The 10,456-nt window shown below is 69.1% G+C and carries 7 protein-coding genes; 2 read left to right on the top strand and 5 right to left on the bottom strand.

Annotated features, from left to right (window positions below; translation table 11 throughout):
• The first annotated feature begins 343 nt into the window (after positions 1–343).
• Positions 344–1,306: an integron integrase gene (locus tag ACFOLC_RS15745; protein WP_386760216.1), complete on the top strand. Its 963-nt coding sequence runs from the start codon at positions 344–346 to the stop codon at positions 1,304–1,306.
• A 166-nt stretch (positions 1,307–1,472) separates the two neighbouring features.
• On the opposite strand, the gene ACFOLC_RS15740 is transcribed toward ACFOLC_RS15745, so the two are convergent.
• From ACFOLC_RS15740 to ACFOLC_RS15725, 4 genes are all read right to left on the bottom strand, one after another.
• Positions 1,473–3,242 (bottom strand): ABC transporter transmembrane domain-containing protein, encoded by a 1,770-nt coding sequence (locus ACFOLC_RS15740; RefSeq protein ID WP_386760213.1) that lies wholly within the window; start codon positions 3,240–3,242, stop codon positions 1,473–1,475.
• A 70-nt stretch (positions 3,243–3,312) separates the two neighbouring features.
• Positions 3,313–3,906 carry an IMPACT family protein gene (locus ACFOLC_RS15735; protein WP_386760212.1) on the bottom strand — a complete coding sequence of 198 codons (594 nt, stop codon included), beginning with the start codon at positions 3,904–3,906 and terminating at the stop codon, positions 3,313–3,315.
• Positions 3,903–4,856, bottom strand: a complete 954-nt coding sequence (locus ACFOLC_RS15730) for a hypothetical protein (RefSeq protein ID WP_386760211.1) — start codon at positions 4,854–4,856, stop codon at positions 3,903–3,905. The genes ACFOLC_RS15735 and ACFOLC_RS15730 overlap by 4 nt, the downstream gene beginning before the upstream one ends.
• The gene (locus tag ACFOLC_RS15725) at positions 4,853–5,407 is read right to left on the bottom strand and encodes an RNA polymerase sigma factor (RefSeq protein ID WP_386760215.1); all 555 of its coding nucleotides are present in this window, start codon (positions 5,405–5,407) and stop codon (positions 4,853–4,855) included. The genes ACFOLC_RS15730 and ACFOLC_RS15725 overlap by 4 nt, the downstream gene beginning before the upstream one ends.
• 190 nt (positions 5,408–5,597) lie before the next feature.
• Here ACFOLC_RS15725 and ACFOLC_RS15720 point away from each other — a divergent pair, with 190 nt between their 5' ends.
• The gene (locus ACFOLC_RS15720) at positions 5,598–8,522 is read left to right on the top strand and encodes a sensor domain-containing phosphodiesterase (RefSeq protein WP_386760210.1); all 2,925 of its coding nucleotides are present in this window, start codon (positions 5,598–5,600) and stop codon (positions 8,520–8,522) included.
• On the opposite strand, the gene ACFOLC_RS15715 is transcribed toward ACFOLC_RS15720, so the two are convergent.
• Positions 8,512–10,248, bottom strand: coding sequence for a vWA domain-containing protein (locus ACFOLC_RS15715; protein WP_386760209.1), 1,737 nt, complete (start codon positions 10,246–10,248; stop codon positions 8,512–8,514). The two genes, ACFOLC_RS15720 and ACFOLC_RS15715, sit on opposite strands and share 11 nt — an antisense overlap.
• Positions 10,249–10,456 lie beyond the last annotated feature (208 nt).

The following is a 10,456-nucleotide window of genomic DNA, read 5'->3' as shown; positions in this document are numbered from 1 at the left end:
CGAGAACCGAGACTGCTATCCGGAGCCGACCCGGCACGGTGCGAAGTGCTGGCCGAAGGAACAACTACGGTGATGCTTTTGCAACACCGCATAACGCTTAGTAGCCCCCAAAAGCGGGGATATGGACGGGATATTCATGTCCGATGCGAAGCGCGTCAAGTGGAAAAATCCTACCTTCTGTCAAGGGGTTGGCTGATTGAGGGCATGGGCGGTGACCCGCAAGATCGCCCGTGCATATCTCACGATGCGGGGCGCTATGTTGTATGAGATGGATATCGAGGTAATGCATTTTCGGATCCGGGAGCCAGGGCAGGAGCCAGGGCAGGAACCGGGATCGGGGGCGATGGAGCGGAGGCCTCGGCTGTTGGAGGAGGTCACTCGGGTGATCCGGCTCAAGCACTACAGCCGGCGCACGGAGACGGTCTATCTGGGGTGGGTGCGGCGGTTCATCCTGGCCAACGGCAAACGGCATCCGCGGGACATGGGGGCTGCCGAGATCGAGCGTTTCCTGTCGACGTTGGCGGTGGAGGGGCAGGTGGCCGCCAGTACGCAGAACCAGGCGTTGTCGGCGTTGTTGTTCCTCTACCGGGAAGTGCTGGGCATTCAGTTGCCCTGGCTGGAGGACGTGACACGGGCGAAACGTGCGCGGCGGTTGCCGACGGTGCTGTCCCGTGGGGAGGTGCAGGCGTTGCTGGCGCAACTGGACGGACGTCCGTGGCTGCTGGCGAGTCTGCTGTATGGCACCGGTCTGCGTCTGATGGAGTGCCTGCGCCTGCGCGTGAAGGATGTGGACTTCGCGCGCAGCGAGATCACGGTGCGCAATGGCAAGGGTGGCAAGGACCGGCGCACGGTGCTGCCCAAGTCGCTGGTGGAGCCACTGCAGCGGGAGTTGGAGCGGGCGAGGTCGCTGCATGAGGGCGATCTGCAGGCGGGTTTCGGCGCGGTGCATTTGCCGTATGCGCTGGCGCGCAAGTATCCCAATGCGGAACGCGAGTTCGGCTGGCAGTACATGTTCCCTTCGCCGAAGCGTTCGGTCGATCCACGTGAAGGCATCGAGCGGCGCCATCATTTCGACGACGGCACGCTGTCGCGGGCACTGAAGGCGGCGTGCCGGAGGGCCGATATCGTCAAGCCGGTGTCGGCGCACACGCTGCGCCATTCTTTCGCTACGCACATGATCGAGGCGGGTTACGACATCCGCACCGTGCAGGAGCTGCTCGGACACAAGGACGTGGCGACCACGCAGATCTACACCCATGTGCTCAATCGCGGTGCCGGCGGGGTGTTGAGTCCGTTGGACCGCTAGCTAGAGGCGAGAGATTGTGGGCAGCCAAAAGGCACTGGATCTGCGATCTCCGGCCATCGCGCCAGCGCGATGGCGTTCAGTCGCGCGCGAACCAATGGTTCGCAACCAGCGCGCCTTCACCCCCGCTTTCGCGGGGATGACGACAAAGCGGCTACCGCGAGTTGGCTCAATCCAGAAACTGCAGCTTCGCCAGCTCGGCGTACAGGCCGCCTGCAGCCAGCAGTTGCGCGTGGGTGCCCTCGGCGACGATGCGGCCGCGGTCCATCACCACGATGCGGTCGGCCTTGAGCACGGTGGCCAGGCGGTGTGCGATCACCAGGGTGGTGCGGCCGCGCATCAGGGTTTCCAGGGCCTGTTGCACGGCGCGCTCGCTCTGCGCGTCTAGCGCGCTGGTGGCTTCGTCGAGCAGCAGGATTGGCGCGTCCTTGAGCAGGGCGCGGGCGATCGCGATGCGTTGTTGCTGGCCGCCGGAGAGGCGGGCGCCGCGTTCACCCAACTCGGTGTCCAGGCCCTGCGGCAGGTCGGTGATGAAGTCGCTGGCGTGCGCGGCCCGCACGGCCGCTTCGATCTGGGTGTCGTCGGCCTCGAGCCGGCCGTAGCGGATGTTGTCGCGGGCGCTGCTGGCGAAGATGGTCGGCTGCTGCGGCACCAGCCCGATCGCTTCGCGCAGCGCGGCCGGATCGAGTTGGCGGATGTCGGCCTCGTCGATGCGGACCGCGCCCGATTGCGGGTCGTGGAAGCGCAACAACAACGAGAACACCGTGCTCTTGCCGGCGCCGGACGGGCCGACCAGCGCCACGGTCTCGCCCGGGCGCACACGCAGGGTGAAGTGCTCCAGCGCCGGCAGGTCCGGCCGCATCGGGTAGTGGAAGGTGACGTCGTCGAAGGCGACTTCGCCATGCAGCGGTTGCGGCAGGGCCAGCGGTTGTGCCGGTGTGTCGATGCTGGAACCTTCCTGCAGCAGTTCGCTGATCCGGCCCATGCCGCCGGCGGCGCGTTGCAGTTCGTTCCAGACCTCGGCGAGCGCACCGACCGAGCCGCCGGCGATCAGCGCGTACAGCACGAACTGGCCGAGCGTGCCGGCGCTCATGCGGCCGGCGGCGACGTCATGCGCGCCCGACCACAGCACCAGGGTGATCGCGCCGAAGATCAGCACGATCGCGATGGCGGTGACCCAGGCCTGGGCCTGGATGCGGCGGCGCGCGGTGTTGACCGCGATCAGGAGCGCGCTGCCGAAGCGGCCGCGTTCGTAAGGCTCGCGCGCGTGCGCCTGCACCGTGCGCACGGCGCCCAGGGTCTCGCTGGCCAGGGCATTGGCGTCGGCGACGCGGTCCTGGCTGGCGCGCGAGATCTTCTGCAGGCGACGGCCGCCGATCACGATCGGCAACACCGCCAGCGGGATGCCGATCAGCGCATACGCGGCCAGGCGCGGGCTGGTGACGAACAGCATCGCCAGGCCGCCGAAGAAGGTGACCAGGCTGCGCAGCGCCACCGACATGCTGGAGCCGACCACGCTGCGCAGCAGTTCGGCGTCGGCGGTGAGCCGCGAGACCAGTTCGCCGCTGCGGTTGCGGTCATGGAAGCCGGCGTCGAGGCCGATCAGGTGCGCATACAAGCGCTCGCGCAGGTCGGCGACGACGCGCTCGCCCAGCAGCGAGACGAAGAAGAAGCGCGCCGCGGTGGCCAACGCCAGTGCGACCGCAACGATGAACAACAGCCCGAAGGCGCGATCGATGGCCGCGCCACCGCCCTGGGCGAAGCCCTGGTCGATCATGGTGCGGAACGCAACCGGCAAGCTCAACGTCGCCGTGCTCGATGCGGCCAGTGCTACCAGCCAGGCGACGAACAGGCCGCGGTGCTTGCGCACGAACGGCCACAGCGTGCGCAGGCTGCCGATCGGCGCCTTGCTCTTGGGGGTGTTGGGCGATTCGGTCATCAGGGATTGCTCATCGAGGGCGGGCTCATCCAGGCAGGCTCATCAAGTCGTGCTCTTCCAGGCGCGCTCGTCAAGGCGTGCTTTGGATGAAACGCACCCGATCACGGGTGGCGTCGCGCAGGCGCGCTTTCAAGGGCGCCTGCTGCGATTCGGGCAGACGCAGACGCAGCCGTGCGCCGTCGGCGGCGAAGCGCTCGTCGAGTTTCTCGGCATCAAACGCGGCCAATGCGGCGTGCACCGCACCGGTGTCCGCGAAGGCGTAATCGAGATCGACGGTGGCGTAGGTGGTCAGGGCGCGACGCGGCGCGAGGCGCAGGCATTCGGCGGCGCTGCCGCCGTAGGCGCGCGCCAGGCCACCGGCGCCGAGCTTGATACCGCCGAACCAGCGCGTGACCACGACGACCACCTGGTCGACGCCCTGGCCGTCGATCGCGGCGAGGATCGGACGGCCGGCCGTGCCGGCGGGCTCGCCGTCGTCGTTGAAGCGGTACTCGTTGCCGATGCGGTAGGCCCAGCAGTTGTGCGTTGCCGACGGGTCGCCGACCGCGTCGACGAAGGCCAGGGCCGCATCGGCGGCACTCACCGGTGCGGCATGGACCTGGAAACGGCTGTGCTTGACCTCCAGCAGGTGCGAGGTCGGGTCGGCCAACGTGGCGGTGCTCATCGCGGCGCGACGAGCAGTGGACGCAGGTCGTCGGGCAGGCGCGTGTGCGGGTGCGCGCGGCGGAACAGCACCAGGCTGGCGCGGGCCTCATCGAGCTCACCGGCATCGCGGCGCGCGCGGATGCGTTCGAGCCAGTCGGTCGGCGCCAGCCGGGTGTCGTCCTGTACCGGCAGATCGCTGGCACGGATGCGCGAGCCGGTGACTTCGATGCGATCGAGCGCCGGTGCGGCTTCGGCCGCCGCCCGGGTTTCGCGATGCGCCATGGCCGTGGTGTCGGCAGCCGGCTCGGCGGCCGGTGGGCTGGCCATTACCGCGGATGCGGCCTCGGCGGCCACCGGAGCCGGCGGCGACGGTGGTGCCGAGGCGGCCGTCGCCGCGCTGCGCTTGGAATACCCGGCCGGTGCGGCGGGTGCCGGGGCATCGATCACGGCCTCGTCCAGCGCGGGCTCTGCGGCGACCGCATCACGAGCGGCCTCGGCGGCTGGAGCGACCACCGCCTGGCGCGTGCTTGGCGGTGCGGCCGGCTTCGCACGCGGTTGGGCGGGCGACGGCGCCCGCAACGCAGGCGCGGGAGCAGGCGCTGTCTGGAGCGGTGGCGGCGGCGCTGTAGGTCGGGGACGTTCGATGACCTCGGCGCTGATGTAGCCCATGTCCGCAGATTTCTCGCGCGGTGCCTGCAGCGGCGGCGTCGACGGGCGCAGTTGCCAGACCACGCCGACCACCAGCGCCAGTGCGGCCGCCATGCCGGCACCGGTGACCAGGCTGGCCGGCACGCCGGTCAATGCCCACCAGCGCCGATGCTGGGGCGGCTGCGCGACCGCGGCATGCGCCGCCGCCAGGATCCTGGCGTCGAGTGCCGGCGAGGGCCCGCCGTGCGGGCCCAGTTGCGCCAGGCGATCGGCCAGGGCGCGCTCTTCCGGGGTCAGCGGTTCGTGGGGGGCGTGGCTCATTCGTTCAATCTCGCGCGCAGCTTGTCCATCGCATAACGCAGCCGCGACTTGACGGTTTCCCGGCCGGCGCCGGTGATGGCACCGATTTCCTCCAGGCTCAGCTCCTGCTCCAGGCGCAGCAGCACGACCTCGCGCTGCTCCTCGGGCAACTCCTCGATCGCGCACTGCAGGCGGCGGCGCTGCTCGAACTGCGACAGCTCGCGCTCCGGCGTGGTCGGGTCGGGCACGCGCGCGGCGCGCTCGTCGCCGTCCTCGGGCGTGGCCGGCCGGTGCTTGAGGCCGCGCCAATGGTCGTTGAGGCGATTGTGGGCGATCCGGAACAGCCAGGTGCTGAATGCGGCCTCGGGCTTCCAGCCGTGGCGCGCGGTGATCACACGCTGCCAGACGTCCTGGAAGAATTCGTCGGCCAGGGCCGCATCGCGCAGCTGGCGTAGCAGGAAGCGGTACAAGGGGCCGCGGTGGCGGGCGTACAGCAGCTCGAACGCGGCGACGTCGCCGCCCGTCCAGGCCAGCATCAGGTCGTCGTCGCTTGCGTCCACCGCCAGATTCATCCGCGGCAGGGTACGGGCTGGCGCCGCCCGCGGGAAGCCGTGGCCGCGCCGCCCAGGCATTGCGCCAGCGGCGACCGGTTCCATGACGAGTTTCATAAACGGAAGAACGGACGGGCCGCGGTGATGGGGTTGCTCCGCCAATCGGTTCGCGGCCGCGTTATCCTGCGGCCTCTTCACACAGGCCACATCGGTGCCCCATCGGGTCAGGCAAAGCGCGATCACGATCAGCGAGGCGGCCGGTCTGGGCGACTCGTTGGCCGACGCGTTGCGCGAGTCGTTGCCGGCCGGGGCGCAGGTCGCGGTGCGCTGGCGTGATCCGCGCGCCGGCACGGCCGGTTTTTCCTCCACCGGCGCGGCTTCGGCATTGGCCGCGCGCGCCGGGCAGTTGCTGGGCCAGCATGCCCCCAGCGCCCACGCCCCGGCCGACGAGGCGGCGTACCCGTTCGAGACGGCCTGGACCGCCGCCGACGGCACCCACTGCGCGATCGTGGCGCGGGTGGCCGAGCCGCCTCCGGTACCGGTGCGCCATGCCTGGCTGGCGCTGGCGCAGCGCCTGGTCGCGGCGCATCTGGCCGCCGCCTTTGCCCAGGCCCGCGCCGAGTCGCTGGAAAAGTCCGAGCGCCTGCAGCAGGCGTTGTACGAGATCGCCGACCTGGCCGGTTCCGACCTCGAGCTGGCCGACATGCTGCGTCGCATCCACGGCGTCGTCGCCGGCCTGATGTACGCCGAGAACCTCTACATCGTGCTCTACGACGATGTCCGCGACAGCGTGCGTTTCCTGTATTTCGCCGACCGGCTCGACACCTACATCGCCGAGCCCGAGCGCGAGATCCGCGCCAGCGAGCTGGCCAACAGCGTCACGCTGGCACTGCTGCGCCATGGCGAACCGCTGCAGGGACCGTCGGACCTGATCCGCGAGCGCCTGGGCGTGATGCGCGACATCAACCACGGCCCCGACAGCGAGGACTGGCTGGGCGTGCCGATGCGCCGCGACGACCGCGTCTGCGGCGCGGTCGTGGTGCAGAGCTACGACCGGCCGGAGGTCTACGGCGAAGAGGAGCGTGCGCTGCTGTCCTTCGTCGCCCAGCACATCCTGACCGCGCTGGACCGCTTCCGTGCCCGCGAAGAGCTGGAGCGCCGCGTCGAGGAGCGCACCCAGGCATTGCAGCTGAGCAACCGTGACCTGCAGGCCGAGATCATCGAGCGTCAACGCTCCGAGCGCCTGCAGCGGGCGTTGTTCCGCATCGCCGAACTGTCGATCACCTCGGAAACGCTGGAACGCTTCTACACCCAGGTCCATGACGTCGTCAGCGATCTGCTGTACGCGCGCAATTTCTACATCGCGCTGCTGTCGGAGGACAGCGAGCGCCTGGAGTTTCCGTACTCGATCGACGAGCGCGATGCCCACCGTGACAGCCGCAAGCTGGCGTTCGGCCTCACCGAGTACGTCATCGCCCACGGCCAGCCGCTGCTGGCCGACCGCAACCGCATCGCCATGCTCGAGGCCGAGGGTCGCGTGCGCAGCCGCGGCGCGCGTGCGCATTGCTGGCTGGGCGTGCCGCTGTTCCGCGGCGATGGCGTGGTCGGCGTGATCACCGTGCAGAGCTATTCGCCGGCGATCAACTTCAGCCGCCGCGACCAGGAGCTGCTCACCTTCGTCGCCCACCACATCAGCATCGGCCTGGCCCGCAAGCAGAGCCAGGACCGCCTGGTCGGCGCGCATGCCGAACTCGAGCAGCGCGTCGCCTCACGCACGCGCGAGCTGGCGCAGGCCAATGCCGAACTGCTGGCGCAGATCGGCGAGCGCCTGCGTGCCGAGCAGCAGCTGACCCATCAGGCCCTGCACGATGCACTGACCGGCCTGCCCAATCGCGGTCAGCTGCTCGAGCGCCTCGCCAACGCGATCGGCCGCGCGCAGCGCGACAGCCACCGCACGTTTGCCGTGCTGTTCCTCGACCTGGACCGCTTCAAGCTGGTCAACGACAGCGTCGGCCACTCCGCGGGCGATGAACTGCTGGTCGAGGCGGGCCGCCGCATCGTCTCGACGGTGCGTAGCAACGACACCGTGGCGCGGCTGGGCGGCGACGAATTCGCGATCCTGGTCGAGGACATCGACGGACTGCACGACGCCGAAGAACTGGCGCATCGGGTGCTGCGCGCGCTCAGCGAACCGTGCTGGGTGGCGGGGCGCGAAGTGTTTCCGTCGGCCAGTCTCGGCATCGCCATGTGGCATTCGCGCTACCGCAACGGCGTCGAGGTGCTGCGCGACGCCGACGCCGCCATGTACCGCGCCAAGGCCGCCGGACGCGACCGCTGGGCGGTGTTCGACGAGGCCATGCGCGAGGAGGCGGTGCGCATCCTCGACCTCGAGGCCGACCTGCGCCGCGCGATCAACGGCGACGGCTTCGTGGCGTTCTACCAGCCGATCGTGCGGCTCGGCGACCGCGGCCTGATCGGCCACGAGGCGCTGCTGCGCTGGCACCACGATCAGCGTGGCCTGCTGCTGCCCAACGAGTTCATCGGCGTGGGTGCGGACAGCGGGCTGATCGAGGAGGTCGACTGGCTGCTCTACGCCCAGGTGGTGGAGGAGCTGGCACGCGGCGGCGAGGGCTACATCTCGGTCAACGTGTCGCCGCGGCACTTCCGCTCGTCGGATTTCGCCGACCGCCTGCTGCGCATGATCGACCGGGCCGGCGCCGATCCGCATCGCCTGCGCATCGAGATCACCGAGGTCGCGCTGCTCGACGACGTGCCTCGCGCGTTGCGCATGTTGCGCACGCTGCGCAGCCATGGCGTGCTGGCGCAGCTCGACGATTTCGGTACCGGCTTCTCGGCGCTGTCGTACCTGCACCGCTTCCCGATCGAGTGCCTGAAGATCGATCAGAGCTTCGTCGCCGGGCTGGTCGGCGAGACCCAGCCCGAGAGCGTGGCGGTGGTGCGGGCGATCCAGGCGCTGGCCGGCACGCTCGGCATCCACACCATTGGCGAGGGCGTCGAGAACGAAGCCCAGCGCACGGCGTTGCGCGAGCTGGGCTGTACCTACGGCCAGGGTTACCTGTTCGGTCACCCGGCCGAGCGCGTGCAGGTGCGGCCGCTGCAGGTGGTCACTCGCTGACGCGCAGTGCTGCGGTGGCATCGTTTTCGATCTGCCGCCGTGCCTGCTCGACCAGACGGACGAATTTGGCGCGCTCACCGCTGCGGTCGCGGCCTCGTGCGGCCTGCGCCGTGCGCGCAATCGCCTCCCAGCTCCAGCCCTCGAAGCGGCTGCCACCGCGCAAGGCGTCGGCGAAGCCGGCCACCGCGGTGGCGAAACGCAGCGACTCGCTGGGCCGGGCGCTGAGTTGCGAGACCAGGATCGGGGTTTCGATCAGATGGCTGCGGTCTTCGCCGGGGCGTTTGTAGCGCAGGCGCAGGTGTGCCATTTCGCCGCCAAGCGCGGTGGTCACGGTCGGCCGGGCATCACCGTAACGCGGTGTCGGAAGGCGTTGTGCACTGGAGGCGACGGGAGTGATTTCGTACAGCGCGGTGACCTCGTGGCCAGCGCCGATGTCGCCGGCATCGACCCGGTCGTTGGCGAAGTCCTCGCGCTGCAGCACGCGGTTCTCGTAGCCGATCAGGCGGTACTCGGCCACCTGCGCCGGGTTGAATTCGACCTGCACCTTGACGTCGCGGGCGATGGTCAGCAGCGTCGAACCCATCTCCTCGACCAGCACCTTGCGCGCTTCGAGCAGGCTGTCGATGTAGGCGTGGTTGCCGTCACCGACATCGGCCAGCTGCTCGGCCAGGGCATCGTTGTAGTTGCCGGAGCCAAAGCCGAGCGTGGTCAGGGCGATGCCGCTCTTGCGCTGGTCGGCAACCAGGGTTTCCAGTGCGTTCTGGTCGACCGTGCCGACGTTGAAGTCGCCGTCGCTGGCGAGGATCACGCGGTTGACGCCGCCTTTGACGAACGCCTGCTTCGCCATCGCATACGCCAGGCGGATGCCGTCGCCACCGTTGGTGCTGCCGCCCGCGTCGAGACGGTCGAGGGCCGACAGGATCTCGTCGTGGCGATCACCCGGCGTCGGTGGCAGCACCAGGCCGGCGCTGCCGGCGTAGACGACCATCGACACGCGGTCCTGTCGGTGCAGTTGCGGCACCAGTTGCCGCAGCGAGGCCTTGACCAGTGGCAGCTTGTCCGGCGAATCCATCGAGCCGGACGTGTCGATCAGAAACACCAGATTGGCCGGCGGCAGCGTTGCCTTGGGCACATCAAAGCCCTTGATGCCGATCATCAGCACTTGCCGTTGCGCGTTCCACGGTGCTGGCGCGAGTTCGGTGCTGACGCGGAACGGTACGTCGCGCGCAGCGGGGGCGGGATATGCATAGTCGAAGTAGTTGATGAACTCCTCGGCACGCACGGCATCGGCCGGTGGCCGCAGCCCTTCGTTCAGCATCCGTCGCACGTTGCTGTAGCTGCCGCTGTCGACGTCGATCGAGAACGTCGACAGCGGCTGCTCCGAGGTGCGTTGCACGGAATTGTCGCGGTGGTATGCGTAGTTCTCGGTATTCACCACCGGTGCGAAGTAGCCCACGGCCGCAACGTGACTGCCACGGACCTCGACACGATCGAGCGACGGGGCCATCGCTGCCGATGGCAATTGCCGTGCCATCAGCGGCGCGGGTAGTGACGGCGGCGCGAGCACCGGCGCATCGGCCAGCGAAGCGTCGTTGCGCTCGGCCTTGGCGACGGATGCGGTCTCGGCCATCGGCGCTGGGGCGGATTCACGCGCGGCATGGCAACCGGCAAGGCCGATCAAGGCTGTGATGAACAGGGCGCAGCAGACATGGCTCGAGAGTTTCATCGGCGGTCTCCGGGGATGTTGCGATGGAAGAACGTGCGATCGCCTTAAACGGGGTTGCAGCGTGCTGCATCACACCCTGTGTCTATCCCAGAAGTGGGGATGACTTCCCGAACTATCGGCCTGCCTGTGGGCTCGCCACCATCAACCCTGCCGGCCGCGCGCCGTTGCGGCCGTCTCCTCTCCCCCGGCCCTGCACGAGGTACTGCCA

It is taken from the genome of Lysobacter cavernae (assembly GCF_042648505.1).
Taxonomy (GTDB): domain Bacteria; phylum Pseudomonadota; class Gammaproteobacteria; order Xanthomonadales; family Xanthomonadaceae; genus Lysobacter_L; species Lysobacter_L cavernae.
The sequence above is the reverse complement of the archived record's forward strand: the minus strand, read 5'-3'. Positions and strand labels throughout refer to the sequence as shown.

Excerpts from the sequence above, each read along its gene's own strand:
- ACFOLC_RS15745 (WP_386760216.1), top strand. The coding sequence starts at position 344 with ATGGAGCGGAGGCCTCGGCTGTTGGAGGAGGTCACTCGGGTGATCCGG.
- ACFOLC_RS15740 (WP_386760213.1), bottom strand. The coding sequence starts at position 3,242 with ATGACCGAATCGCCCAACACCCCCAAGAGCAAGGCGCCGATCGGCAGC.
- ACFOLC_RS15735 (WP_386760212.1), bottom strand. The coding sequence starts at position 3,906 with ATGAGCACCGCCACGTTGGCCGACCCGACCTCGCACCTGCTGGAGGTC.
- ACFOLC_RS15730 (WP_386760211.1), bottom strand. The coding sequence starts at position 4,856 with ATGAGCCACGCCCCCCACGAACCGCTGACCCCGGAAGAGCGCGCCCTG.
- ACFOLC_RS15725 (WP_386760215.1), bottom strand. The coding sequence starts at position 5,407 with ATGAATCTGGCGGTGGACGCAAGCGACGACGACCTGATGCTGGCCTGG.
- ACFOLC_RS15715 (WP_386760209.1), bottom strand. The coding sequence starts at position 10,248 with ATGAAACTCTCGAGCCATGTCTGCTGCGCCCTGTTCATCACAGCCTTG.